Source organism: Cryobacterium sp. MLB-32, from assembly GCF_000738085.1.
GTDB lineage: Bacteria > Actinomycetota > Actinomycetes > Actinomycetales > Microbacteriaceae > Cryobacterium.
The window spans coordinates 1-25,236 of sequence record NZ_JPRS01000163.1 but is presented as its reverse complement, the minus strand read 5'-3'; the positions used below and the strand labels follow the sequence as shown (position 1 = coordinate 25,236).

General features: G+C 67.5%; 27 protein-coding genes, 2 tRNA genes and 1 pseudogene. 15 read left to right on the top strand and 15 right to left on the bottom strand.

Features of this window, described 5'->3' with window-relative positions; translation table 11 throughout:
- Positions 1 to 15: 15 nt before the first annotated feature.
- Positions 16 to 88, bottom strand: a tRNA-Trp gene (locus tag JF66_RS14550).
- 189 nt (positions 89 to 277) lie between these two features.
- Here JF66_RS14550 and JF66_RS14545 point away from each other — a divergent pair.
- The 5 genes from JF66_RS14545 (at position 278) to JF66_RS14525 (ending at position 4,964) form a co-directional block, all read left to right on the top strand.
- Entirely contained in the window at positions 278 to 1,480 is a 1,203-nt protein-coding gene (locus tag JF66_RS14545; RefSeq protein ID WP_035879181.1) for a pyridoxal phosphate-dependent aminotransferase, read from the top strand.
- A 106-nt stretch (positions 1,481 to 1,586) separates the two neighbouring features.
- On the top strand, positions 1,587 to 2,513 hold the full coding sequence (locus JF66_RS14540; RefSeq protein WP_035879180.1) for an ABC transporter ATP-binding protein: 927 nt from the start codon (positions 1,587 to 1,589) through the stop codon (positions 2,511 to 2,513).
- Positions 2,510 to 3,322, top strand: a complete 813-nt coding sequence (locus JF66_RS14535; RefSeq protein WP_035879179.1) for an ABC transporter permease — start codon at positions 2,510 to 2,512, stop codon at positions 3,320 to 3,322. Before JF66_RS14540 ends, JF66_RS14535 begins: the two co-directional genes overlap by 4 nt.
- 56 nt (positions 3,323 to 3,378) lie before the next feature.
- Positions 3,379 to 4,722 carry a PspC domain-containing protein gene (locus JF66_RS14530; RefSeq protein WP_035879178.1) on the top strand — a complete coding sequence of 448 codons (1,344 nt, stop codon included), beginning with the start codon at positions 3,379 to 3,381 and terminating at the stop codon, positions 4,720 to 4,722.
- Complete coding sequence (locus JF66_RS14525; protein ID WP_156109818.1) at positions 4,719 to 4,964, top strand: hypothetical protein; 246 nt, start codon at positions 4,719 to 4,721, stop codon at positions 4,962 to 4,964. The genes JF66_RS14530 and JF66_RS14525 overlap by 4 nt, the downstream gene beginning before the upstream one ends.
- On the opposite strand, the gene JF66_RS14520 is transcribed toward JF66_RS14525, so the two are convergent.
- Positions 4,961 to 5,638: a response regulator transcription factor gene (locus JF66_RS14520; protein ID WP_035879176.1), complete on the bottom strand. Its 678-nt coding sequence runs from the start codon at positions 5,636 to 5,638 to the stop codon at positions 4,961 to 4,963. The genes JF66_RS14525 and JF66_RS14520 overlap by 4 nt on opposite strands.
- Positions 5,638 to 6,912 (bottom strand): ATP-binding protein, encoded by a 1,275-nt coding sequence (locus JF66_RS14515; RefSeq protein WP_231556443.1) that lies wholly within the window; start codon positions 6,910 to 6,912, stop codon positions 5,638 to 5,640. Before JF66_RS14515 ends, JF66_RS14520 begins: the two co-directional genes overlap by 1 nt.
- A 113-nt stretch (positions 6,913 to 7,025) precedes the next feature.
- Between JF66_RS14515 and JF66_RS14510 the strand changes: the two genes are divergently transcribed.
- Positions 7,026 to 8,501: a PspC domain-containing protein gene (locus JF66_RS14510; RefSeq protein WP_035879174.1), complete on the top strand. Its 1,476-nt coding sequence runs from the start codon at positions 7,026 to 7,028 to the stop codon at positions 8,499 to 8,501.
- A gap of 10 nt (positions 8,502 to 8,511) precedes the next feature.
- Positions 8,512 to 8,943: a hypothetical protein gene (locus JF66_RS14505; protein WP_051973572.1), complete on the top strand. Its 432-nt coding sequence runs from the start codon at positions 8,512 to 8,514 to the stop codon at positions 8,941 to 8,943.
- Between the two features lie 170 nt (positions 8,944 to 9,113).
- Here the strand turns inward: JF66_RS14505 and JF66_RS14500 are convergent, their stop codons facing one another.
- Genes JF66_RS14500 through JF66_RS14490 form a run of 3 tightly spaced genes read right to left on the bottom strand, consistent with a single transcriptional unit; the run spans position 9,114 to position 11,103 of the window.
- Complete coding sequence (locus JF66_RS14500) at positions 9,114 to 10,241, bottom strand: UDP-N-acetylmuramate dehydrogenase (RefSeq protein WP_035879172.1); 1,128 nt, start codon at positions 10,239 to 10,241, stop codon at positions 9,114 to 9,116.
- On the bottom strand, positions 10,238 to 10,660 hold the full coding sequence (locus JF66_RS14495; protein WP_035879171.1) for a MaoC family dehydratase: 423 nt from the start codon (positions 10,658 to 10,660) through the stop codon (positions 10,238 to 10,240). Before JF66_RS14495 ends, JF66_RS14500 begins: the two co-directional genes overlap by 4 nt.
- Entirely contained in the window at positions 10,657 to 11,103 is a 447-nt protein-coding gene (locus tag JF66_RS14490) for a MaoC family dehydratase N-terminal domain-containing protein (RefSeq protein WP_081882409.1), read from the bottom strand. Before JF66_RS14490 ends, JF66_RS14495 begins: the two co-directional genes overlap by 4 nt.
- An 89-nt stretch (positions 11,104 to 11,192) precedes the next feature.
- On the opposite strand from JF66_RS14490, the gene JF66_RS14485 reads away from it, so the two are divergent.
- The 3 genes from JF66_RS14485 to JF66_RS14475 all read left to right on the top strand — a co-directional run bounded on the left by JF66_RS14485 (position 11,193) and on the right by JF66_RS14475 (position 13,411).
- Entirely contained in the window at positions 11,193 to 11,693 is a 501-nt protein-coding gene (locus JF66_RS14485) for a GNAT family N-acetyltransferase (protein WP_197059429.1), read from the top strand.
- A 295-nt stretch (positions 11,694 to 11,988) separates the two neighbouring features.
- Complete coding sequence (locus JF66_RS14480; protein ID WP_051973570.1) at positions 11,989 to 12,630, top strand: HEAT repeat domain-containing protein; 642 nt, start codon at positions 11,989 to 11,991, stop codon at positions 12,628 to 12,630.
- A gap of 34 nt (positions 12,631 to 12,664) precedes the next feature.
- A complete protein-coding gene (locus JF66_RS14475) occupies positions 12,665 to 13,411 on the top strand; it encodes an SGNH/GDSL hydrolase family protein (protein ID WP_035879170.1) in 747 nt (248 codons plus the stop codon).
- 98 nt (positions 13,412 to 13,509) lie between these two features.
- Here the strand turns inward: JF66_RS14475 and JF66_RS23725 are convergent, their stop codons facing one another.
- From JF66_RS23725 to JF66_RS23715, 3 genes are all read right to left on the bottom strand, one after another.
- Entirely contained in the window at positions 13,510 to 13,671 is a 162-nt protein-coding gene (locus JF66_RS23725; RefSeq protein WP_197059428.1) for a hypothetical protein, read from the bottom strand.
- 82 nt (positions 13,672 to 13,753) lie between these two features.
- A complete protein-coding gene (locus tag JF66_RS23720) occupies positions 13,754 to 14,182 on the bottom strand; it encodes a DMT family transporter (RefSeq protein ID WP_197059427.1) in 429 nt (142 codons plus the stop codon).
- Positions 14,134 to 14,688, bottom strand: coding sequence for a DMT family transporter (locus tag JF66_RS23715; RefSeq protein ID WP_197059426.1), 555 nt, complete (start codon positions 14,686 to 14,688; stop codon positions 14,134 to 14,136). Before JF66_RS23715 ends, JF66_RS23720 begins: the two co-directional genes overlap by 49 nt.
- Positions 14,689 to 14,760: 72 nt before the next feature.
- On the opposite strand from JF66_RS23715, the gene JF66_RS14465 reads away from it, so the two are divergent.
- Positions 14,761 to 15,660 carry a LysR family transcriptional regulator gene (locus JF66_RS14465; protein WP_035879169.1) on the top strand — a complete coding sequence of 300 codons (900 nt, stop codon included), beginning with the start codon at positions 14,761 to 14,763 and terminating at the stop codon, positions 15,658 to 15,660.
- An 89-nt stretch (positions 15,661 to 15,749) separates the two neighbouring features.
- Here the strand turns inward: JF66_RS14465 and JF66_RS14460 are convergent, their stop codons facing one another.
- The 4 genes from JF66_RS14460 to JF66_RS14440 all read right to left on the bottom strand — a co-directional run bounded on the left by JF66_RS14460 (position 15,750) and on the right by JF66_RS14440 (position 19,889).
- Positions 15,750 to 16,100 carry a CU044_2847 family protein gene (locus tag JF66_RS14460; protein WP_051973569.1) on the bottom strand — a complete coding sequence of 117 codons (351 nt, stop codon included), beginning with the start codon at positions 16,098 to 16,100 and terminating at the stop codon, positions 15,750 to 15,752.
- Positions 16,101 to 16,126: 26 nt separating this feature from the next.
- Positions 16,127 to 16,996, bottom strand: coding sequence for a WD40 repeat domain-containing protein (locus JF66_RS14455; protein WP_255351536.1), 870 nt, complete (start codon positions 16,994 to 16,996; stop codon positions 16,127 to 16,129).
- A 455-nt stretch (positions 16,997 to 17,451) separates the two neighbouring features.
- Positions 17,452 to 19,158: a CHAT domain-containing protein gene (locus JF66_RS14445; protein ID WP_035879168.1), complete on the bottom strand. Its 1,707-nt coding sequence runs from the start codon at positions 19,156 to 19,158 to the stop codon at positions 17,452 to 17,454.
- Positions 19,159 to 19,250: 92 nt separating this feature from the next.
- The gene (locus JF66_RS14440) at positions 19,251 to 19,889 is read right to left on the bottom strand and encodes a hypothetical protein (protein ID WP_156109817.1); all 639 of its coding nucleotides are present in this window, start codon (positions 19,887 to 19,889) and stop codon (positions 19,251 to 19,253) included.
- A gap of 508 nt (positions 19,890 to 20,397) precedes the next feature.
- Between JF66_RS14440 and JF66_RS14430 the strand changes: the two genes are divergently transcribed.
- Positions 20,398 to 20,465 (top strand) — tRNA-Gln (locus JF66_RS14430).
- A gap of 24 nt (positions 20,466 to 20,489) precedes the next feature.
- Here the strand turns inward: JF66_RS14430 and JF66_RS14425 are convergent.
- Positions 20,490 to 21,812, bottom strand: coding sequence for an LCP family protein (locus JF66_RS14425; protein ID WP_035879165.1), 1,323 nt, complete (start codon positions 21,810 to 21,812; stop codon positions 20,490 to 20,492).
- Between the two features lie 314 nt (positions 21,813 to 22,126).
- Positions 22,127 to 22,978 (bottom strand): SDR family NAD(P)-dependent oxidoreductase, encoded by an 852-nt coding sequence (locus tag JF66_RS14420; RefSeq protein ID WP_197059425.1) that lies wholly within the window; start codon positions 22,976 to 22,978, stop codon positions 22,127 to 22,129.
- 366 nt (positions 22,979 to 23,344) lie between these two features.
- Between JF66_RS14420 and JF66_RS25145 the strand changes: the two are divergent.
- The 3 genes and pseudogenes from JF66_RS25145 to JF66_RS21830 form a co-directional block, all read left to right on the top strand.
- Positions 23,345 to 23,431: pseudogene (locus JF66_RS25145) on the top strand (type II toxin-antitoxin system RelE/ParE family toxin); the annotation flags it as partial.
- A gap of 48 nt (positions 23,432 to 23,479) precedes the next feature.
- Positions 23,480 to 24,139, top strand: coding sequence for a hypothetical protein (locus JF66_RS14415; RefSeq protein WP_051973566.1), 660 nt, complete (start codon positions 23,480 to 23,482; stop codon positions 24,137 to 24,139).
- A gap of 524 nt (positions 24,140 to 24,663) precedes the next feature.
- Positions 24,664 to 25,236, top strand: a 573-nt coding sequence (locus JF66_RS21830) for a sugar nucleotide-binding protein (protein ID WP_156109816.1), incomplete at its 3' end; no start/stop codon positions are given.

Below are 25,236 nucleotides of genomic sequence, written 5' to 3'. Positions count from 1 at the left end.
GTGACCACCGACTTGCAGGGCGGACAGGACTCGAACCTGCAACCTGCGGTTTTGGAGACCGCTGCTCTACCAATTGAGCCACCACCCTATGGAGTAAACGCCGCACGCCTGCCTGTACCAGAAAAAGGCGCAGAAAAGCATGGCAGAGTTCAACTACCTCGATCAAGTCTATGGCACGCAGGGCCGAGTGTAAAGCTGAGGCCACCTCGGGCGGGTTGAGGCAGATTCCCCACGGGTTTTCAGGCCCAACATTGCCGCCTCCCCGTATGCTCGTAGCGTGGCACACCAACTCAAGCGAATTTCCACTCGGATCGGCTCCATTGCAGAGTCGGCGACCCTCAAAGTCGACGGAAAGGCCAAGGCCCTGCAAGCGGCCGGCCGACCGGTGATCAGCTTCGCGGCAGGCGAGCCGGACTTCGTCACTCCGGCACACATCGTCGAGGCGGCCCTGGCGGCCGTGCATGATCCGAAGAACTACCGCTACACCCCGGCAGCCGGACTCCCCGAGCTGCGGGAGGCCATTGCGGCCAAGACCCTGCGGGACAGCGGCCTCGCCGTGTCGCCCAGCCAGGTCGTCGTCACGAACGGTGGCAAACAGGCCGTGTACCAGGCCTTCGCCACACTGCTTGATCCAGGCGACGAAGTTCTCGTGCCCACCCCGTACTGGACGACCTATCCCGAGGCGATCCGCCTCGCCGGCGGCGTTCCCGTCAACGTCTTCGCCGGCAGCGACCAGGGCTACCTCGTGACCGTTGAGCAGCTCGAGGCGGCACGAACCCCCCGCAGCAAGGTTCTGTTGTTCGTCTCACCGTCCAACCCCACCGGGGCCGTCTACTCCCCCGAACAGACCCGCGCCATCGGCGAGTGGGCCGAGGAACACGGCCTCTGGGTGATCTCCGACGAGATCTACCAGAACCTCACCTATGACGGAGCACGTGCAATCTCGATCGTGGAGGCCGTTCCCGCGCTCGCCGACCGCACCATCCTCGTGAACGGCGTGGCGAAGACCTATGCCATGACCGGCTGGCGTCTCGGCTGGATGGTCGGCCCGGCGGATGCCATCAAGGCCGCGGCCAACCTACAGTCCCACCTCTCGTCCAACGTGTCAAACATCTCCCAGCGTGCCGGAATCGCCGCACTCAACGGGCCGCAGGAGGCCGTGCGGGACATGCACGACGCCTTCGACCGCCGGCGCAAGCTCATCGTGTCGGAGCTCAACAAGATTCCCGGCGTCATCACGCCCACGCCGACGGGCGCGTTCTACGTATACCCCGACGTGACGGGGTTGCTCGGCCGGGAATGGGGCGGCGTGACCCCGCAGACGTCTCTGGAACTCGCCGACCTGATCCTCGACCAGGTTGAGGTAGCTGCCGTACCGGGTGAGGCCTTCGGCCCGAGCGGGTTCCTGCGTCTCTCCTACGCGCTCGGCGATGCCGCACTCCTCGAAGGCGTTCAGCGCCTTCAGCGCCTCTTCGCCTAGCCGCCTGGGCCACGCCGGTCGGGCACCGGCATCCGTCGATCGGTCGTTGTCGAAATGAACCGGACGAAGGGTGGCGCGACACGGCTGCGGCTGGGATTGTGGAACCATGACAATCACAGACCCGGCGGTGCTCGTGCAGGACCTGCAGAAGTCCTACCGAGACTTCGTCGCCGTGAACGGCGTGAGCTTCTCCATTGCGGCTGGCGAGACGTTCGCCCTTCTCGGCCCCAATGGTGCAGGCAAGAGCACCACGATCGAGATCCTTGAGGGTTATCGCGACCGCAACGGGGGCGAGGTGCGCGTGCTGGGAATCGACCCGCGTGACGCTAACCTCGCGTGGAAAGCCCGACTCGGCATCGTGCTCCAGTCGGGTACCGAGTCCGGCAATGTCACCGTCACCGAGCAGATCCGGCACTTCGCGAGCTTCTACCCGCACCCCCGCAACGTCGATGAGGTCATCGACGCGGCCGGCCTGCGCGACAAGGCAACAACCCGCATCAGCAAGCTCTCGGGCGGCCAGCGGCGGCGAGTGGATGTCGCGCTCAGCATTATCGGACGCCCCGAGTTGCTCTTCCTCGACGAACCGACCACGGGGTTCGACCCCGAAGCCCGGCATCAGTTCTGGGATCTGATCCGCAGCCTGAAAGCGGACGGCACCACCATTCTGCTCACCACGCACTACCTCGACGAGGCCGCCCAGCTGGGGGATCGGGCGGGAATCATCGCCGGGGGACAGCTCATCGACAGCGGCACGATCGATGAGATCGGTGGCGCGGACGCGCGGATTCCGCTCGTGCGCTGGAAGGATTCCACGGGAGCAGAGCGGGAGAAGCGAACGGCCGAGCCTGCCCGCCTCGTGGCGGATCTCGTGCGCTCGCTCGACGGCGCCGAACCGACAGATCTCGAAGTGATCCGCCCGAGCCTCGAAGACGTATACCTGGCTCTCGTGCGCGGCCACGATGCCGAGGCGGCAGCGCACGCCCGCGCGGACGATGTCGGGAGCACCCGCTCGCCTCGGCAGGTTCTGGCATGAACACGCTCACGACCGGGGTCTCCCGCATCGGCTATGAGACCCGGATCTACTTCCGTTCCCCGGACGCCCTTTTCTTCACGTTCTTCTTCCCCTTCGTCATGCTCGGAATATTCACGGCGGCCTTCAGCTCCGCCGGCAACATCGGCGCGAACCCCGACGGCACGGGCGGGGTCAGCGTGGGGGCCTATTACCTGCCCGGCATGCTCGCCGCGGGGCTCTTACTCTCCGGGGTGCAGAACCTCGCCGTCGACATTGCGGGCGAGAAGAGCGACGGCACGCTGAAACGGCTTGGCGGCACCCCGCTTTCCCCGATGAGCTACTTCATCGGGAAGATCGGCCAGGTCTTCGTCACCGCCGTCCTGCAGGCAGGCCTCCTCTTGCTCGTTGCCCGTTTTGGGCTCGGCATCGATCTGCCCTCCGCCCCGGAGAAATGGCTCACCTTCGCCTGGGTGTTCCTGCTCGCGATCATCACGTCGGCCCTCCTGGGCATCGCTCTCTCGGCTCTGCCGCGCTCGGGGAAAAGCGCCACGGCCGTTGTTGCTCCGATCGTTCTGATTCTTCAGTTCATCTCGGGCGTCTACCTGCAATTCACCAACCTCCCGGACTGGATCCAGAACCTGGCCAGCGTCTTTCCCCTCAAATGGATGGCGCAGGGCATGCGGTCGATCTTCCTGCCTGACAGCTTCGCCGCCGCGGAGCAAAACGGCCAGTGGGACATGCCGTGGGTGGCTGCCGCGCTCGCGCTCTGGCTCGTGGTCGGCCTCGTACTCAGCCGCCTCACCTTCCGTTGGATCCGCAAGGATCGCTGACATCACCGGGTGACCGACCCCTCGCCACAATGCACTGGCGGTGCCACACTCAGTGCATGACCGATGCGCCGAACAGTGCTCCCGCGCCACCCGCGGACCGCGTCACCCGCTTCTTTGACGCCATCCGCTCCGCCGGAATCGTGCGCGACCAGGACCGATGGATCGCCGGCGTCTGCGGCGGCCTCGCCGCGCGCGCCGGCCTACCCCCCTTTGTCGTGCGACTTATCGCCGTAATCCTCGTGCTGCTCAGTGCGCCGGCGGTCTTCGCCTACGCCGTGGGCTGGGCGCTACTGCCCGATTCGGACGGCCGCATTCACGCCGAAGAGGCCATTCGCGGCCGTTTCGAGCCGGTGATGATCCTGATCGGCATCCTCCTTCTGACCACCTTCGTGCCGTTCTCGCCGGCGTACTGGTGGAATGCCGGTTCCAGCGCCCCGGGGCTGCCCAGCTGGCTCGCGACCACATTCACGGTCGTCTGGTCGGTGCTCATCATCGGGGGCATTGTGGCGCTGGTGGTCTACCTGGCACAGAAACCTCCTCCTGCCGTCACCGCGACGCCGGCGATGACGGCCGCACCGCGTGAGTCGACGGATGCCGCGACGCCGTCCCCTTCAGGCACCTGGCAGGGTACGGTCGACCAGAATGCGGCCCGCCAGGAACAGAACCGCATCCGCCAGGAGCAGTACCGCGCCCGCCAGGCAGAGCGCTCGGCCGCTCGGCGGGCGCGTCGACCCGGCGCGGGATTCACGGCCATCGTGCTCGGCATCGCGCTGATGTGCGGTGCGGTCGCGGCACTGATCTTCACCGCCGGCGTCTGGTCGCCGGCGGCGCTCGCCCTCGGGCTCTCTGTTGCCCTCGGCGTGATCGCGCTCGGAATGATCGCAGCGGGGTTTCGCGGGCGCGAAAGCGGCGCGCTCAGCGGCTACGCCTTTCTCGCGGTGCTGGCGCTGCTGATCACGGGAGTCGCTCCGACCGGCGTGCAGTTCGTGCTCATCGGCAGTCCCACCTGGTCGGTGTCTGCTCCGACGGCCGTCGACCAAACCAGTTCGTACGCGCTGCTCGTCGGTCAGGCGACCCTTGACCTGTCCGCTCTGGACGACGGGCCCATGACGTTCATGCGCAGCACCGCGTCTCAATCGATCGATGTCTGGGCGGCGGTCGGACAAACACGCGTGATACTGCCCGCCTACGCGCCCGTGCTGATTGATACGAGCGCTTTCGTCGGCGCCGTGACCTACACGGGCCCCCAGGCCGGGCAGGACCAGCAGGGAATCTTCCTGCAGGACGCCCGCCTGTTCAATTCGAATAACAGGCGGGTGCCGACCGTCGTGCACATTCGATCCTTCGTCGGCCAGGTCACCATCATCAGTCCGCCCAGCACGGGAGAGAACACACCATGACAGATGCAACGCCCACCGCGGCATCCGCTTCACCGCGGAGACGTCCACGGTTCTCGACGATCGTGTGGGGACTCCTGCTGCTGGTCTTCGCCGTCTACAAGACCGTGCAGAGCGTCGCGCCTGGCGCACTCGATCCGGCGCTCTGGTTGCTCGGCGCGGTACTCGCGCTCGGCGTCATCCTGGTGGTGGCTGGCATCGCGGCGGCCACCCGGCACGCCGAGAGCTCGCCAGACGGGGATTAGAGGAGTTTGTGCTCAAGCGCCCAGGCCGTGAGTTCGTGGCGGCTCGACAGCTGCAGCTTGCGCAGCACTGCGGACACGTGCGTTTCGACGGTTCTCGGGGAAATGAACAGGCTGCCGGCCACCTCCTTGTACGAGTATCCCCGGGCGATGAGTCGCATCACTTGCTGTTCCCGGGCTGAGAGCCGGTCCAGTTCCTCCGTCGCGACGGCTGTCTCGCCCGCCACTGCCCCGAAAGCGTCGAGGACGAACCCCGCGAGCCTGGGCGAGAAGACGGCGTCGCCCTCCGCCACCCGGCGTGCGGCATGGGATACCTCCGCTCCCGAGGCGCTTTTGGTGATGTAGCCGCGCGCGCCGGCCCGGATGACAGTCACCACATCGTCCGCCGCATCGGACACGCTCAGCGCGAGGAACGAGGTCTCGGGGGCTCCCGGCGCGGCGGCGCGGATCACCTCGGCGCCTCCGCCGCCCCGCCCGCCGGGCAGATGCACGTCGAGAAGCACCACGCGGGGCTGCACATCGATCACCAGGGCGATCGCGTCGTCGACCGTGGCGGCCTCGCCCAGCACACGAATGCCGGAGTCGAGGTCTGCGCGCAGCCCGGAACGGAAGATCGAGTGGTCGTCGACGATCACGACCGAGAGCGGCACGGCGGTGGGGGACGATGAGTCGGTCATCAGTGAGCCTGCTCTCGAGTGGAGTCGATGGGAATGGCGGGGAGGCTCAGCACAATCTCGGTGCCGGAGCCACCCGGCCCCGGGCCTACAGCGGCCGTGCCGCCGGCGCGACGCATTCGACCGAGAATTGATTCGCGCACACCGAACCTGTCGTCGGGAACGTCGTGGAGTCGGAACCCGGGCCCACGGTCGATCACGCTGAGCTGTGTGCCGTCGCGGCCGCATTCGAGGTAGACCGACACCGTGCCGCCCGCGTGCCTCGCCGCATTGAACATGGCCTCGCGGGCAGCGGCCAACAGGGGCTCCGGCGCTTCGGCGGGAACGTCCCCCGTCGTCACCACGTCGAAGTGCACGGCACAGTCCGCTTCGATCAGGATCGCGGCCCGACGCAGCTCAGTCGCCAGATCCACACGCTCGTCGTTCGGGCCGATGAAGAGCCACTCCCGTAGCTCGCGCTCCTGCGCTCGCGCGAGCCGGGCGGCCTCGCTGTGCGGGCCGGCCTTCTGCTGAATGAGCGCAAGCGTTTGCAGCACTGAATCGTGCAGGTGGGCGGCGATGTCCGCGCGCTCGGCCTCACGCGCGCGGGCCGCCCGTTCGTCGGCGAGATCGCTCGAGAGCCGAATGAACCACGGCGCCGTGACGATGGCGAGCCCGAGCAGCACAGACACAGCGGCGGCGAGCACGGTCCAGATGCTCGGGTTGGCACCGGTCACGAAAAACAGCACGATGCCGACGGCCGTCAGCAGCAGCGCGCCCAACGTGCGTATCAGGGCAGCAGAGGAGCTGCGGGCCGCGCCGCTGCGCAGGTCGGCGAATTGGCGCCAGGCGAAATACACGCCCGCGAGCACCACGACCGTGGGGATGGCCAGGGCGAACGAGATATTGGCACCCAGCCGGTTGGCCAGCAGCGCCGTTCCGGTGACGAGCAGAGCCACCCCGAGAACGATGCCCGGGAGGGGCGCCGTGCGGGGTGCGTCGGCAGCCGGGACGGCCCGGGTGTTCGCTGAACCCGCTCCGGCCGGAGCGGGGGCCGAAGCCGTCACCGCGGCGCGAGTGAGGCTCGCCTTGGGCAGCACCGAACCCAGGCCCGCGGAAGCACTCGGCGTGGTGGCCCAGAGCCAGGCGTAGAACAGCACTCCGGCACCGCCACAGAACGCGAGCAGCACCGCGGCGACACGCACTGGGCCCACGTCAAGCCCGGTGTGTTCGGCGAAACCGACGCAGACACCCCCGATGAGGCGCAACCTCGGCCGGGACATCCGCTCTGTTCTCACTTTCTTATCAAAGCATGCCGGGTCGATCCCCGAGCCGGTGCGTCGTCGAAGTCAGGGACGAATCAGGGTGATGCCCCATGGTTTCGACTCCGTTGTGCTGCCACGGTTGAACCATGACCGATACACCGAACACTCCGCCGACGGCGCAGGACGCCCCCGCCTGGCGCGACCAGCTCACGCGCTTCTTCACCTGGATCCGCCTCTCCGGCCTGAACCGTGACCGGGACCGGTGGTTGCTCGGCGTCTGCGGCGCGATCGCCCGTCGTACCGGCCTCGACCCGTTGATCGTGCGCGGAATCGCCATCGTGCTGGCCATCGTGGGCGGCCCGGCCTTCTTCGCCTATGCCCTCGGCTGGGCACTTCTCCCCGACACGTCGGGTCGCATCCATGTCGAGGAGGCCGTGCGTGGCAGATTCACGGCCCCAACCGTTACGAGCGTCGTGCTTCTCGTGGCCACCGCCTTCTCCTTCGCACAGGGCTTTCATTGGGGAGGGCTCAACACGGGGTGGATCCTGCCGAGCTGGCTCGCCGTGTTCTTCAGCCTGGCATGGTCGATCGCCATCACGGTCGGTATCGTCTGGCTCGTGATCTATATCGTGCGTCGTGGTAAGGACCAGCGCCCCGGCGGACCGGGCAGCCGAGCGAATGCCCCCGACGGCGTCCCGGAGGCCTCACACGATACCGCTACGGGCCCGGGACGGAACGCGTTCGCGGGCAGTGCCCCCACCGGCTCAGTCGCGCTCCGCCCGGAGATGCTGGGCACCGCAGTGGCCGCGCCCCCGTCGACCTCCACGTCGTCGAACTGGGAGCAGACAGCGTCGGGTTGGCAGCCCACCGAGCAGTACCGCCGCGGCCAGGAACAGCAGCGCGTCCGTCGCGACGAACAGCAGGCTCGCCGTGCAGAACGTGCCGCGGCCCGTCACGCGAGCCTTCCCGGGGCCGGTTTCACGGCGATCGTGCTCGGGCTCGCCCTCGCCGCCGGTGCCGTGACAGCCGGAATCATTGCCTCCGGAACCACTACTGCGCCTTCGCCCTCCGCGCTCCCGATCGGACTCGCCGTCGCCCTCGGCGTCATGGCCATCGGCGTGATCGTGTCGGGCATCCGAGGCCGTCGCGGCGGAGCCCTCAGCGGGCTTGCTCTCCTCGCCGGAGTCTCACTCGTTGCCGTCGGTATCTTTCCGGCCGGCACCGACTTCGTGGCGGCCGGCGATCCCACCTGGCGAATCGCCGCCGCGAGCTCCAGCGACTACCACCCCGGGTACGCCCTGGGAGCCGGCCAGGCGACGATCGATCTCGGCCTGCTCGAGGATGACCGGCTTGTTGACGACCGCATCATCGACGTGTGGGTGGGACTGGGCGATACCCGAATCCTCCTTCCGGCCAGCACACCCGTGCGGGTGCAATCCCATGCGGTCGTCGGCGGCGTCACCACCCTCAACTCCGCGGGCGGCCAGGAACAGAGCGGCCTCTTTCTCAATGAGACACGCACCTTCAACGGGGGAACGAACGTGACCCTCCCGCTGATCCGCGTCTGGTCGTCCATCGGCCAGGTCACGATCATCGAACCCGACAGCACCACGAGCCGCTAGGACACCCACCATGACGACCTTGCCCGGCGACCAGCCAACTCCCGGAACCCGCCCGTTCTCCACTGGAACGGATGCGACGCCCATCGACGCCACCCCCTCCGCGGCATCCACTGCCTCGGCCGACACTGCCCCAGCGAGCGCAGCCCCGGCCGGCGCGGCCCCGGCCAGCACCACACCAGCCGGCACCACCCCGGCAGACACTGCCCCCGCCGACACGGCCCCAGCTGACACCGGGCCGACCCGTACCGCCCCGCGCCGCCGGCCCCGGTTCGCGCCCATCGTCTGGGGTGCCGTCCTGCTCGCCTGTGCGGTGTACGTGCTCGTGGCGCAACTGCTGCCCGCTCCCCCTGACCCCACATTCTGGCTGCTCGGCGGCATCATCGCCGTGGGACTGACGCTCGTGGTGGCCGGGATCGCCGCCGCGGCGCGCCGCGCGGGTTAGAGGTGCGCCCCACACACCACCGGTGAAGCTCCGCGGCACTCGCTTGGCGGACCGGCACTCGTTTCGACGAGTGCCGAGCGACCAGACGAGTGCCGCGGGGCACGAGGCTCAGGGGTCAGGGCTCAGGGCTCAGGGCGCGAGGCTCGGGGGTCAGGGCGCGAGGCTCAGGGCTAGAGTTCGAGGCCCACGAGAACGGGTTCCGGCTGCAGGTTCACGCCGAACTCGGCCTGCACCCGGCCCAGCACGTACCGGGCCAGTTCCGCGATCTCGGCAGCGGATGCCCCGCCCGTGTTAGTCAGCGCGAGCGTGTGCTTGCTGGAGATCGCGGCCCGCGAACCCGGCAGCCGGAAGCCCTTGCGCACCCCCGAGTGCTCGATGAGCCAGGCGGCGCTGAGCTTCACCGGGCGAACGTCATCCACGCCCGGCATCGGGCCGACACCGGCGTACTCGTCGAGGGGAATGACGCGGTCGGGCAGCTCGGGCACGAGCACCCACCGCGGGGCCGCCGCCGGCAGGGTGCGTGCGAACGCCTCCGTGACAATCGGATTCGTAAAGAAGGAGCCGGCGCTGAACGTGTCGGGGTCGTTCGGGTCGAGCACCATTCCCTTGGCCGCGCGCAGGCCGAGAACGGTGGAACGTACGGTCTCGAGGCCGACCCGGGCGCCGATGTCCACACCGAGAGCGGATGCCAGCTGACCGTAGGCCACCGGCTCGCTCACGGCCACGCCCGAGTCACCACCCGTGTCACGCAGGTCGAGTTCGATCGCCAGCACGACGCCGCGCAGGCCCTGCTTGAGCACGGAGGTGCGGTAGTCGAGGTGGAGTTCGGCCGCCTCCATACGGCGCACCTCGCCCGTCTCGTAGTCGAGGAAATCGATGGCGGAGAGACTGTCAGAGAGTTCCTGGCCGTACGCGCCGATGTTCTGCACCGGGGTCGCGCCGCAGGATCCGGGGATGCCCGAGAGTGCCTCGATTCCGGCCCAGCCGTGCGCCACCGTGTACGCCACGAGCTCGTCCCAGGGCTCGCCGGCCTGCACGCGCAGCCGCACCGCGTCGGAGCCGTCGGCGGCGAGCCGTTCGATTCCGCGCGTCACCACGTGAATCACGATGCCCTCGAACCCCTCGTCGCTCGCGACCGTGTTCGAGCCGCCGCCGAGAAGCATCCACTCTTCGTCCATGGCCCACACGACGAGCGACTCGTTCACGAGGTCCTGCTCGGTGGCGGGAGCGACCATCGCACTGGGCGGACCCCCCACACGCATGGTCGTCAGCTCGGACAGCGGTACCGGCAGAATCATGAGAGGCTGACGCGCGCCTGCGCCTTGCCGAGCACCGTCTGGCCGTTGAACGAGACCACGAGGTCGAGGCGGGCCACTCGGGCATCCGCTTCGAGAGCACCCACCTTGGCGACCACGGTCACGAGTGCGCCCTCGACCGGATCGACAAAAACCGGGCGGGTGAAGCGCACCTGATAGTCGATCACCCGGGCGGGGTCTCCGGCCCAGTCAACAACCGGCTGCACGGCGAAGCCCATGGTGAGCATGCCATGCGCGAGCACGCCAGCGAGACCCACCGACACGGCCACGTCGTCGCGGTAATGAATGGGGTTGAAATCACCGGATGCCCCGGCGTACCGCACGAGGGAATCGCGCGTGAGGGTGAAGCTCGCCTCCGCGACCTGTTCGCCGACAACGAGTGAATCAAATTCGGGGGTCATTCGTCTCCCCTGACGACGAGGGTGGACGTGGCGGTCACAACGTGTGCGCCCGAGGAATCGACGATCGTGGACACGGCCGTCACCATGGCGTGGCCGCCGAGGCTTTTAATGCTCGTGACCGACAGTGTGGCCGTCAGCTCGTCGCCGGCCACGATCGGACGCGTGTACGTGAAGCGCTGGTCACCGTGCACGACCCGGGTGAAGTCGATTCCGGCGTCCGGCTCGGCGAGAAGCTGGGCGAGCGTGGCTTCCTGCACGACCACGGCGAACGTGGGCGGCGCCACAACGTCGGCATGGCCGGCCGCGCGTGCAGCCTCCGGGTCATGGTTGATGGGGTGGGTGGCGAAGACGGCGCGGGAGAACTCGCGCACTTTTTCGCGGCCCACGAGGTACGGCGCGACGGGCGGAAAGACACGCCCCTGCAGGTCTGGGTTAACTGACACGCTACGAGTTTAGGGGCGCGCGCTGCCGACCGGCCCGATGCGCCCCTACGACCAGCTGTTTCCCGGCTGCGTCGTGCAGAATGGTCTACGTGCAATTTTGTCTCGTTCGCCTCACCTCCCCCGAAGCTGCCCCTCTGTTGGCTGGACTCCGCCTCGAATACAACGCTCGCTACGGCGAGGGTGCCGGCGACTCGGTCGATGAGATCGGCGCGTCCGAGTTCGACGCGCCCCACGGCGGCTTCCTCGTGCTGCGCGACGGTGAGCACACTGTCGCCGGCGGCGGGATCCACCGCTACAGCGCCGACACCGCCGAGATCAAGCGCATGTGGACCAACCCGGACTACCGCCGTCAGGGCCATGCCACCATCGTGCTCGCTCAGCTCGAGCGGCTTGCCCGCGATCTCGGCTTCGCGCGCGTGCGCCTCGAAACGGGCTACGCGCAGCCAGAAGCACTCGCCCTGTACCGCAGCCTCGGCTACACCGACATCGGCAACTACGGCGTGTACGAAGGCGCCTACGGATTCGAACGCACGCTCACGGCGCCGGCCGACCTGCAGAGACCGGATGCCGTGGCATCCGTTCTCGCCTGACCCCGCCGCCCCGCGACAAGCCAACTTCTGCCCCATCGCCCCCACGACATGCCAACTTCCGCCCCATCGCTCGCGCCCAAGGGGCACAACATGGCGACTCGCGAGGCCTGCACGCGCCCCATGGGGCACAAGGTGGCACCTCGCGCTCGACAAGCCAACTTCTGCCCCATCGCCCCCACGACATGCCAACTTCCGCCCCATCGCCCGCGCAGACTCCTGCCCTCCCGCGCTGTGGCCCGCGGAAAGTCCCCAGATTATTCGTCGGGAGCCGTGCTACTTGGTACCGTTAAGACAAATGCGCAAGAATTCCTCTTCAGAACCCATCGTTCCCGTTGATCTCCCCATTGCCGACCGCCTCGCAGCGGCGGTCAAGCGATACGGAGAGCCGGCGGTCATCGAACGTTCCATCGCCCTCCTGAAGGGTGAGAACGCGGGCGAAGACTTCCTGCTGTACGTGGGCGGCGAGCATGCCCAGGGCATTCTCGACGGAGCCCCGTCGGTGTACTGGCCCGAGCTCTGGGGCGCCCGCGCGCTCATGTACGTGTGGAGCGAAACGGCCAACGAGGCCGTCATCGGAGGCCTCGACAACCAGTCCTGGCGAGTGCGCGAGATGTGCGCGAAGGTCATCCTGCAGCGCAAGCTTCACGCGCTGAAGCGCCTCGTGCGCCTCACGACCGACGAGGTTCCGCGTGTTCGTGCCGCCGCGGTGCACGCGCTGGCCGCTCTCGGCACGGCCGAGCACCTTCCCACCATCGTGCAGCGCCTGCGCGACCCCGACGTGGAGGTTCGCCGCGCCGCACAGCAGTCCCGCGATGCGCTCACCGCGCGCCTCGGCCTGCCGACCGCGCCCGACTCGCACTCCCCCGCCGCGGCCGCTGCGGAGGCCGAAGCACCCGCTGCCGAGGCACATTCTCCCGAGGCACCCGACGCCGAGTAGCGTCGGGCGCGCACCCTTCGCGCGCTACGTCGCCATGGGCGACAGCTTCACGGAGGGTGTCGGCGACGACCTGCCCTCCGGCGGGCTGCGCGGCTGGGCCGACCTCGTGGCACTCGGCCTCGCCGCGGAAGCCGCGACCGACGCATCCGTCGCCCCGTTCTCGTACGCCAACCTGGCGATCCGAGGCAAGCTGCTGCGCCCGATCGTGGAGGGCCAGCTCGAACCTGCGATGGATCTCACACCCGACCTGCTCTCACTCTGCGGCGGCGGCAACGACGTGATGCGGCCCAAGGTCGAAATCGCGGGAGTCGTGGCCCTCCTCGATCAGGTCGTCGAGCGCGCCCTCTCCCAGGGCGTGCACGTGCTGATGCTCACCGGCGCCAACCCCACGAAGCACCTCCCACTGGGCACGCTCATCCAGCGCCGCGGCGACCGACTGGCGGATGCCGCGCGCTCGGCGTTCTCGCAACGCCCCGGCGTCACCTACGTCGACAATTGGCTGGATCCCGAACTGACGGGGGCACGTTACTGGTCACCCGATCGTCTGCACCTCAACGCACTCGGCCATGCTCGGGTCGCCGCGAACGTGCTCGCCGCGCTCGGCGCAGCCGTACCCCCGGAGTTCGCCGGTGCAGCAGCCCCCGAACCGAGCAGCCGGGTGCGTACCCCCGCGTACTATCGCGAGCACGTGCTGCCCTGGATCGGCCGCCGCCTCAGCGGCCGGTCGTCCGGCGACGGGCGCTCCGCGAAGCGCCCTGAGCTCGCACCCGTCACACTCTAGCCCGCGACGTCCGACGCCACGGCGACCCGGGGCGCCAACGTGCTACTCGACGGGGTCGGTAGGAGGCGTCCGTTTCCCGGACGCCCCCTCGCCGGCGACTAGCGGCGGCGACCGGAGATCGCGCGGAATAGGAACGCGATGACGGCGATCACCACGAGGAAGAGCCCCACGTACAGCAGGAATTGCAGGGACTGCACGAACCCGCCCGTGATGAGAAGCACAACGGCGACGACAATGACGATGATCAGCAAGAGATTCATAACAGGCCTTTCTCTGTCCACGGATTTCCGTGTGGACTGAGCGTACACCCCCCGAACGGGGAGGTTCATGCGAATGAGCGCTTCAGCCCACGGGCAGCGGATGCCGAGGCTCGGCCGTGTCGACCCGTGCCCGGTGTGCGGCCTCCACGCGCTGGCCCCAAAAAGTGCTCGCGATAATGAGAACAGCACCGATGCCGCCCACGATTCCGAGCGTCTCGGCCCCGATCGTCACGCCGGCCAGCACCGCCCACACCGGCTCGGTTCCCATCAGCAGACTCGCTCGGGCGGCCGACGTTCGACGAATCGCCCACATCTGCGCGAGGAACGCGAACACGCTGCAGGCCAGCCCGAGGTAGAGCACCCCGAGCCACGCCGCCCACCCGAAGTTCGTGACGGCGTGAACGAGGCCCGGCACATCCGCTGCGGTGAAGATGACGGCCCCCACGACGGCCTGGATGAGCGTCAGGGTGATGGTGCTGTAGCGACGCCCGCGCGTGAGGTGTCCCACCATGGTGACGTGCACGGAGCGCACGAGGCAGCGGCGAGGATCAGCAGGTCGCCCACGTTCGGTGCGTGGAACCCGTTCCCGGACACCAGCAGGGCCACGCCCACGACCGCCAGCACCGCGGCGATGAAGAACGGGCGGGGCAGCCACCGCCGGCGCGCCACGGATTCGAGGATGGGCGTGAGAATGATGGTGAGGCTGATGATCAGCCCAGCGTTCGTGGCCGAGGTGAACGCCACTCCGAGGGTTTCCAGCCAGAGAATGGCGGATTGGGTGCCGCCGAGCAGCACGCCCACCGCGAGCTCTCCGCGGGTGGGGCGGCGCTCCCGGCGCACAAGCCACACGACGTAGAGAGCGGCGGCGGCCACGAGAAAGCGCAGCGCGAGCACGGCGCCCACGCTCGCCTGTTCGGTGAGCACCTTGGCGCTGAGGTAGCTGCCGCCCCAGACGATCGCCACGAGCAGCAGTACGGCGTCGACGCGATAGCGCCCGAGGAGCCCGGATGAGGTCATGGTCTCATGCTTCCGGTTGGCATTGCTTAAGTCTAGGCGGCTTATTATGAACGAATGCTTTAGCATTTACTTATGGATCTGCATCAGTTAGCCGTGCTGCGCGAACTCGGGGAACGCGGCAGTGTGGCCGCGGTGGCTCGGGCGCTGTTCGTCTCGTCGTCGGCCGTAAGCCAGCAGCTCTCCGCCCTGCAGCGACGCGTCGGGGTGCCGCTCACCGAAAAGAGCGGGCGCCGGCTGGTGCTCACGGCCGCGGGGCGCGCACTCGCCGCGGCCGCCGCACACGTGTCGACGGCGATGGCCGAGGCCGAGGAGGCCGTGGCGCGCTTCCATTCCGATCCGGCCACTCTCGTGCGCGTCTCGGCGTTTCACAGCGCGGGGCTGGCCTGGTTTGCACCGTTGATTGCCCGGCTGGGCGCAGCGGGCGGCCCGCCGGTCAGCTGCGGCGACGAAGATGTAGCCCGCTCGGATTTTGCCCAGCTGGTGTCGGAGTACGACCTCGTGATCGCGCACCGGGTGCCGCACGACCCCTATTGGCCGGAGGGAGTGACCGTGACGCCGCTCCTGTACGAGCCGCTCGATGTGGCACTCCCGATGGGGCATCCGCTCGCGTCGCGGGAATCGTTGTCAGTTGCCGATGTGGCCGACGAGCCCTGGATTGCGGGGCACGAGGGCTATCCCCTCGGCGAGGCCGTAAATGTCGTCGCGGCGGCAGCTGGACGCCCGTTGCGGGTGACACACCGCATCAACGAGTTCTTCGTGTCGGCGTCGATCGTGGCCGGCGGCGCGGCGATTGCCCTCCAGCCGCGATACACGATGGCCCCAACGGCGGGGTCGGGAATCGTGCTGCGACCCTTCACGGATTTACGGGTCGGCCGGCAGATCGACGCGCTGTCGCGCCCGGAGACGCTCGCGCGGGCATCCGTTCGCCGGGTGCTGGCCGAGCTCAGTGCGGTGGCCGCCCCGCCGGCCTGACGGAGCCGCCCGGTTCGAGTCAGAGAATCGGCTCGCGGGGTCTCGATCGCTCCTCCGTCGCGCCTCGACCAGCGAGGATCCGAGCGGGGTTAGGCGCCGGGTTCGTTCGGGCCGGGGGCGCGCGTGGAGTGCCAGGTGAGTGTGACCGTGAAGTTCGCCGTTGTCGAGGCCGCTGCGATGAACGCACCGGCCTCGGCGTGCAGGTCAAGGCCGAAGGTGACGGATACGTCGTCTGGCCGCTCGGCGAGCGCCAGCAGCTGGTCGATCACCCCCTCGACGGCCGGGGTGATGTTGCCGACGGCGTCCTCAAAGCTTTGTCTGGCCCGCGCGAAGACCCCTGCACCGTCCATTCCGCGGGTCATCACACCGCCTGTCGGCGCTGTCGCCTCGACGAGCACGACGCCCCCACGTGCGAGTGGGAATTCCACGAGCTGAGCCATGCTGTTCTCCCTTGAGGTGTGGCGCGTCACAGCCCGGAAACGTCCCAGAGGCGCGCCATTGTGTCGTAACTCCCCGTGGCCAGTTCCGTACCGTCATCGTTGAAAGCAACGGCCGCGACGAGATCATCGTGACGCCCTTCCCAGAGCTGTTCGCCGCTGACCGAATCCCAGAGCCGCGCGAATCTGTCGGAGCCGCCGGTCGCCAGGCGCGAACCGGATGGGCTGAACGCCACCGCCGAGACCGACCGGGGGTGACGCACCTGCAGCAGCTGTTCGCGAGTGGCCACATCCCAGATCCGCGCGGTTCCGTCGTAGCTCCCGGTGCCCAGACGCGAGCCGAAGGCGGTGAACGCCACTGCCGAGACGAGGCCGTCGTGACTCACCTCCTGCACCAGCGCACCGGTGGATGCGTCCCAGACGCGAGCGGAGTTGTCGTAACTGCCCGTTGCCAGCCGCGCGCCATCGGGGCTGAACGCCACCGCCGAGACCAGGGCCCTGTGCTGCACCTTGACGAGCTCCGCGCCGGTCATCGCGTCCCAGATGCGCGCAGACTTATCGTCGCTCGATGTGGCGAACCGGGTACCATCGGGGCTCCACGCGACCGCGTACACCCGGGTCAGCCAGCCTGCATGCTTCACGCTGAGAAGAGAATCACCGCTCGACGCATCCCAGATTCGCGCGACCCGGTCGTCGCATCCACTGGCCAGTCGCCCGCCGTCGGGGCTGAAGGCAACGGCATTCACCCAGGCTTGCCACCCCTCGTGCTTGAGCTGGAGCAGCTGCTGTCCCGTCGACGCGGTCCAGAGACGCGCCATCTTGTCATCACACCCGGTCGCGAGTCGCGACCCGTCCGGGCTGTAGGCCACCGCGCGAACGGCCGCCGGGTGACGCAACACCACGAGGGGCTCGAACTCCGACTCCGACCGGTCTGCTGGGACTGCTGGGTCTGATGGGGACGCTGGGGACGCACCAGTCGTGACGGCCACCGGTCGCGGCTCGGGGCGCCTCCAAGGCGATGCGAGGCTCGATGTCGGCGGGGGCGCCTCCGAGTTCGGTTCGGACGGCACCACCGCTGGTGGCGCCGAAGGCGTGACCGAAGGCGGGACCGAAGGTGTAACCGAAGGTGGCACCGAAGGCGGGACCGAAGGTGTAACCGGAGGTGTAACCGGAGGTGGCACCGAAGGTGGCACCGAAGGTGGCACCGAAGGTGGCACCGGAGGTGGCACCGAAGGTGGCACCGAAGGTGGCACCGAAGGTGGCACCGAAGGTGGCACCGAAGGCGGGACAGGAGGCGGGACCTGATCGTGCCGCGGCTCCGATTCCGGCTCGAGCTCCGCCTCGGGCTTGGCCGCTAGCTGCACGTCACCGGGCACGGGCCGCTCCGATTGTGCCAGCGACTGCCGCGCGCGGTCTGCGAGCCCGTCAGGTTGGCATCCGTCGAGCTCAGCTCTCGCAGCTGCGCGTCGACCTCGAGCACGGCTTGCCAGTTGCCCTCGTCGGCGTGGTACCGCAGCTCGTTCTGCAGGTCACTGACCTGCAGACACATCTCGCTGGCCACACGGCGCTGCGCCGCGTCGGGGTAGACCGCGTCATTCTCGACTCGGGCGTACCAACGGATGGCCGCGGCCCAGTCCCCGGCCTCCTCCGCCTCGCGCGCCGCTCGATAGTTCTGCGCCGCCGCCTGTTTGCCCCGAACGGTGTTTCGCAGATCGTCCGCCTCGCGGAAGTCTGGATCGAGTTCGAGCACATCGTCCAGCAGCGAGAGCGCAGCGAGGTAGTCCTGGATCCGGGCTTTCGCCTTGGCCTCGATGTACATCGCGCGCAACGTGGACTGCCGGAGCGCGCCCTCCCACATCGGCGCGGTCTCGGGCGGTGTCACGGGCGAGACCACCCGTCGCGCCGGCCGGGCGATCGTGAACAACCGGGTGGATCCCCCGCGAACGTAGAGCACAGGAGTCACCCACTCGAGCGTGCGTCCAAGCCCCAGGATCGACCGACGGCCGCTTCCGGCCGCCTCGTCAACCTCACGGCCCGCGGCAATCGCGCCGTAGAATCCACGTGCGAAGGCAATGGCGGCACCATCGCTCACCGTGAACTGCATGGCGGCAACGGCACTGATGCCGCCGCGCACCAGGGCGGCCGCGGATGCGGAGAACAGGTCTTCCTGTCCCGACTCCCCCGAGGAACAGGAGTTCAGCACGACAAGCCGCGGGCTGGGGCTGGCCTCCCGCAACAGGTCGGCGAGCCCCGACGCCTCCACCATGTGGGACCGGCCCTGCGGCGAGACCAGGGCCACACGCCCTTCGTTGCCGCTGACGTCATAGTCGCCGTGGCCGATGAAGTGCACCACGTGCCAGGGACCATTGCGCAGCTCGGCCTGAATACCGTCCCAGGTTGCCTCGGGCGCCCATACCAGCTCGACGAGTCCGTCCTGCACGGACGGCGTCAGGGCCTCGGTGAGGTGCAGCTTCTCGGCATCCGTGTCGAGCGGGGGCAGGTCGCGCGGCGCGGCGACGATCCCGAGCACCCTCAGGGGCGGGTCGACCTCCATCGGGTTGGGGTTGTAGTCACTCGCGGGAATGTGCCGCAGCAGCGATTCGCGCCGGCACAGGTACGACTCGTCTTCCGGGTCGTAGAGCGTCTCCCACGGCAGTGCGGCCAGTTCCGGGGCGGCGAGCCGCAACACGAGGCGCAGCTGCTGTCCGCTTTGCTGCACCGCTCCCTGACTGGCGTGGTAAGCGGCGCTGATCGACCCGGAGAACAGAGCCTCGAAAAGCTGCTTCCCCACGTCGTGCAGGGGCTGCTCCTGAACCGGGATCGCCCGACGCCCGTGGGCAGCGGATGCCAGAACCGTCAGCTCAAGCTCCGGCAACCGGTCGAGGATCGCGTCCACATCGAGGTGCAGCGTTCCGCTCGGGCGCCCGCTCGTGGGCGCGCGAACCACGTCGACCCGATAGTCACCCCGGGTCGATCCCGGCCTGATCAGTAACTCGATGTCTCGATCCAACTGTTCCCACCAAAGAATGACGTCAGTGTTCTGAGATGAATTCTTACTCATCGCAGCGCAATCTTCAATGGGGTGCGGTGAGGCCGGTGCACCCATCGCATAAGACTGTGCTGTGCGGAGGCACACCGCTCAGACCGCCGGCGTCAGGCGGTCTGCACCGGCGCGGGCTGATCGATCGTGGGCGGGGAGAGCACCACCTCGAGGGCGTCTTCACGACCGAGCGACCCGGGAAAGTTGTAGCGCGCGAACCGTCCCGTGGGGTCGTTCGGGGTCTCCGGCACCGCGATGCCGGAGCGCCGCACCAGACCCGCGAGCACCTCGGTGACCTCTCGGGAGGGCGTGCGTCCGTTCCACGCGCGCAGGCGAACGGATGCCCGCGGCCCGGCCTCGGCGCCGAACCGGAGGGTGAGCATGCGGTTGTGGGTACGCCGCCGATCGAGCGCGTCCAGGCGGGCCCACGTCACCTCGGACAGGGGCACGACCCGGCGGCCCACCCGCAGCTCTCCGGTATCGAAGTTGACCCAGGGCTGCGGGTACCGCAACCGGTGCACGAGGTACAGAGCCAGGAACAGTGGCACGACAGCGGCGAGCGCGATCAGCAGACCCCACCACTGCGAGAGATCCATCGCGCGGGCCACCATGGAGCCGACGTTGAAGGGCAGGAAAATCACCAGCACAAGGTATCCCGGCACCGTGACGAAGGAGCTCCACCAGCCGGTGCGGTCCAGGCGCACCCAGCCTGTCGGCAGGGGTTCCGGGAGAGCAGAGACAGTGTCAGTCACTCCCGCAACGTATCACGGTGCCACGGCAGCCCGACCGAGGAGGCGTTCACCTTCCCGGCGACCCGCCTCGCCGGGAAGGCAGGTACTACAACACGCTCGTGGGCAGGCGGTGCACGGTGACGGCGCCGACGGCCGACATCGGATGCAGCGGGTCCGGTGAGCTCGATCCGGTCGGGCCACCAGGCGGGAGTGCCCCACTGCACCCAACACGGCAAAGGCGTCACCGTTGGTCGAGCCCTGGTCGGTCACGAGAAAATTCAACAGGTCCTCGTAGCCGCGCTGAATGCTCGCCTGAACCGGATCACCAAGCCCCACGAACACCCATTCGGTAGGCGTTTCCACCCGTGGCGCACGCAGGTTCATGCCCTCCGCCGGGGCGGGGCCTCAGCGAGAAGCTGGCACGCCTTCCGAGTCGGGACACCCCTGATTGGTTCTGCCCCGAACCGGGGGTGACCGACGTGTCCCTCGCCTCGATAGGGTGATGCAGCACCCAGGATCCGAATCCCGCGGGGCCTTAGCTCAGTGGTAGAGCACCTGTCTGACAGGCTGTCGGGGGTTCAATTCCTTCAGGCTCCACAACGTCCCGCTTCTCGGGCACGGTCAGGACCCCTTGCTGCAGGTGTTCTGCGCCGCGGTCTGGCCCGTGATCGTCGCCGGAAGCACCGCCTCCCCTGCGGAACCGGGTGAAGCGGATGCCGACGGGTCGGCGCTGGTCGCAGTCGGTGTCGCCGTCGCCGTCGGCGCTGCCGTGTCCGGCACAGCCGGGTCGGCGCTGGCCGGCGCGGCCTCCACGGCGGCTCGCCCTGGCGCGCCGCTCAGGTGCAGGGCCTTGTCACCGACCAACGCGGCGTTCAGAATCTCGGCGCCAGCCGCCTGCGGCACGACACGGTTCGCGTCCCGCGGGTCGGCCACGGTCGGGTACTGCAGGAAGGTCATGTTGACAAGGCCCGTGTCCTTCAGGGCCAGTCCGATTTGAGCGAGCGTGGTGGGATTCGTCAGCGTGTCCGACAGAACCATGTTGGTGGTCGCTGCCTTGGCCAGCGAAAAAAGCGTGATCGGATTGGCGAGAACGCCGCCACTTTCGACCTTTCGAGCCAGGGCAGCCATGAAGACCTGTTGATTGCTGATGCGGCCGAGATCGCTTCCGTCGCCGACGCCATGCCGGCTGCGCAAGAAGGATAGGGCTTCGTCACCGACGATGTCGTGCTGGCCGGCCGCCAAATGCAGGGGCGGGTTCGTGTACACGTCGTCGATGGGCGAGGCAACGCACACGGTGACACCGCCGACGGCGTCGGACATTGCGGCCACCCCCTCGAAGCTAATCTGAGCCGCGAACGGAATGTGCAGGCCGGTGAGTTTCTCGATCGTCAGAACCACACAGGCGAGCCCGCCGCGCGCCAAGGTGGAGTTGAGGATCACCCTGCTGGATGCCGCCGCGGTGCCGCCGCCCGGCTGCGGACAGGCAGGGACGGCGATCATCAGGTCTCGGGGAAAGCTGATCACGCTCACGCTTTGATGATTCTGGGAAATGTGCAGCAGCATGGTGACGTCGTTGTTTCCGGTGCCGGAGCTTGCCGCCAAATCAGCGCTCGAGGCGAATGCTGCGCCCTGGCCGGTGCGCGTATCCGTTCCGGTCAGGAGCAGGTTGACGCCACCGACGATGGCGCTCAGGTCGGAGGCGGAGGTATCCGCCTGACCGGCGCCCTGAGCGACGTGTTGCAGATGCACGCCGGGCTTCACGCTGCTCGCGATGTCCCACGCCGCAACAGCGGCGAGCGTGCCACCGCTGACCAGAACGACACCGAGCGCGATGAGGAGAGAAGAGGCCACGGCCGCAAACGGACCATGGCGCGCCAGCCGCCCGTGCCGGATCGGGACACCGCCCGAGTGCGCGCGCGCCGGCGCGGATTCGGCATCTGCCACAGCATGCGCCTCCCACCTGTCTCGCTGGAACGACCGCCCTCAACGACAGCGCGGGGCTGTCACCTCTGACTCTATGCAGAAAAGCCACCCGAACGCTAGGCGGTCGCAGTCGACCACCGGTGCGACATCCCCTGTGCCGTGCACGACAACCGTGCGTCGAACGGCCCACATATGCGGGACGGATGCGCCGCCCAGGGGTGCGACGCCAACTACTGCGCCACCCGAATCTTGCTCGATTCCACCGGTCTCAGGCACGCGGACGCGCAGCGGTTTGAGTCGGTCCGTGCGACCGACGCCCGTGACAGGCAGCAAGCTCAGCGGCTGTTGCTGCTTCCGGCCGATATCCCCACCAGATCCGCGCTGATGTCCCACAGTCGGCGGGCCAGGTCTGCGTCATCCGCCTGTTTATTCGTGATGGCGGCCTTCCGTTTCTCGTAATATCCGCCGGAAACCCAGTCAGTGCCGGGCGTGCCTTCGGCCATCCACACCAGGTTCTGTGCACCCTGGTCGGGGCTGATCATGCCCGTGAGCCGCTTCAGCGGCGAGTGATAGGCGAAACGCATCAGGCTTGTGGTGTCGGAGGCGAAGTTCGTGGAAACGTTGCCCGGGTGGAACGCGGCCGCGGACATCCCCTCGGCGTGGAAACGACGGTGCAGCTCCTTGGCGAACAAGATATTCTCCAGCTTCGCGTCGCCGTAGGCCTTGTTTGCGGAGTACCTCGAGGTGTTGTTGAGATCGTCAAGGTCGACCTTTCCGAAGATTCGGGCAGCGACGCTCGAGGTGTTGATCACCGAGGCGTGCGAGGCAAGCAAGGTGTCCAGCAGAAGGTTGGTGAGCAAAAACGGTGCCAGATGATTGACCTGGAGGGTCTTCTCGAAGCCGTCCACCGTCTTGTTCCGGGAGCCGAAAATTCCGCCGGCGTTATTGGCCAAAATGTCGATGCGGGGATAATCCGCTTTCAGGCGGTCGGCCAGCTCACGCACGTGGCTGAGATCGGAGAAGTCCGCCACGTAGTACTTCGCTCCGAGTTCCCCGGCCACGGTCTGGGTCTTCTCGGGGGATCTGCCCACAATCACGACGGTATGCCCGTCCGCGTGGAGTTTGCGCGCTGCGGCCGCGCCGACTCCGTCACTCGCACCGGTGATCACAATTGTTTTCATGGGCATGGCTCAATCCTCTGTGGGGTACGGCGACGAGACGTGTTCGCGATGAGTCGTATCGGGAACCAGCACTGAGCCTAGCCAGATGAGCTGGGACGGACCTCGTCGTGCCGCAGAGGAATCACGCGAAGAATTGCGACGGACAAAAAACGAACCAACTCCCTGGGACTAAATAAAGACAGACCGCGGCCGCGCATGACCTACTCGGTGAGGATCGCGCCAGCTGCTGCACGGCAGTTGCGCACGTTCGATCTGCAGGTCCGCCGGAGAATTCAGGCAGCGATCGATCTCTTGGCCCAGAGTCCCCGACCGTCCCAAGCGATTCACCTCGTCGGCGGCTCTGGCGAGTGGCGGGTGTGAACGGGCGGCTACCCCATCATTTACGAGATTCAGGACGACACGTTGATGGTGCTCGTCCTCCGACTCGGACACCGTCGCGAGATGGACGAATCCAGATAAATGAACTCTGACCGGGACTTGTGAAGGACCTGAGTACACTGGGCGAGTATGGCTGACATCGGAGTTTTCGCCCGCACCACGAGTAACGCGCCGAGAGCGTGGTTCCTGGGCGGGATGTTGTTCCTCGCATCGATCGTGATCAGGGTTTCCCAACCCGCGATCGCAGTGGTCCCGGGCGGAGGCACCCTCAGCACAGTCCTGTTTTCCGCTGCCCTGCTCATCTTCGCCTTCGGCATTCGTGGGGCCGGCAGCATCACCGCCCGCCGCCCCCTTGGAACGGCGGCACTGACCGTGCTCGCCGTGTGGCTGTTGCTGGATCTGGCGCTGGCCGGCGTTGTGTCCTCGTCAATTTCGTTCGACACGGCGCCGACCGCCGTCATGACATTCGCCTATGTCAACGTGTTCGTCCAGTTCCTTCTCGCGCTTGTCGCCGTCATGCAAATAGGCCGCCTCGGTGTCGTGCCGTCCCCGTGGAATTGGGTACCCGCCTGGACCCTGGCCGCAGTGTCCGCATCCTGGTTGGTGACGCAGGTCCTCGGTGCGCTCGGAACGACTGAAGGCGCGATCGTCCTCATCAACGCTCTGCTGAGCCTGGACAGTCTCGTCCGTATTGGTGGCACCGTGCTGCTCGCAGTCCTGGCGATCGTTCTTGCTGACCGCATGAACCGTCCACAGCCCACCGCTGATACGAGCATCTCCGACACATAGGGCGGGTGGTGACTGTCAGACATAGGTGATCGTCTGGGCTTTGCAGAGTGCATAGACCGTGACTGGATCGAGTGGGTCTGTAGGCAGCGCCTCGGACGTTGCGTCCGCGCCGGGGCTGGATGTGGGAGTTGACGGCCCAGCTCCAGTCGGTTCAGGCGGCGCGGAGGACCTAAGAGCTTCACTGGTGGAGGCGGTGGGGTTGGAGTCGCTCCCGGGGGTGCCGGAGCAACCAGACAGGATTACCGTGGTCGCTATCGCAGCGAGGAACATGGTGCCTTTCATGGGTTCAACTATGCTCTTCTCCTCCGGGACACGTGTTCCGGGGAATCTCACGGTCGGCGACACCTCCAGCATCCAGCTGCCGTTGCTGCGCTAAGCACCTCGCGCCCTCGGTCGTCCCGGCAGACCACCGCTTTCCCCGGGGTGGCTGTATGAAGTCGTGGCGACTCACGATTCTGCCCACTGAGGCAGCGGTTGGATGACGGCGCGGATCCGGGCTGTTGCTGGAGATCTAGACTGGCCGCATGATCGAAGCCTCGTATGGACTGCCACTCGTCGCAGCCACGGGCACAACGGGAATGGTCGGCCGACGGGCGAAGGAATTGTTCCCTGAGCTCGGTTGGGATCCGCTGGCGGTCGACATCACCGACCAAGCGGCAGTGGAGGCCGCCGTCTCGGCGACACCCGCTGCGGTGATCATCAATCTCGCCGCCTACACGGATGTGTCCGGGGCCCGGCAACAAAGCGGCGACAAGGACGGCTCGTGCTACCGCATCAACGTCCACGGAGCGGGGAACATCGCCCGCGCATGCGCCAGAGCAGGAAAGCATTTCGTGCAGGTGTCCACTGACTACGTCTTCGAGGGTGACAGGCAAGGTCCCTACCTTGAGACCGATGACGGTGACGCTCGAACGGACTGGTACGGCGTCACTAAACGCGATGCCGAAGACCTGATCAAGCACGCTGACGTCGGATGGGCGATCGTGCGCGTGTCTTTTCCCTACCAACGGCACTCCGAACGCAAAACAGACCTTGTTCGCCGCATTGCCGAGCAGCTTCGCACTGGCACGATCACCCCCGATGTTTCGGGACCAGGT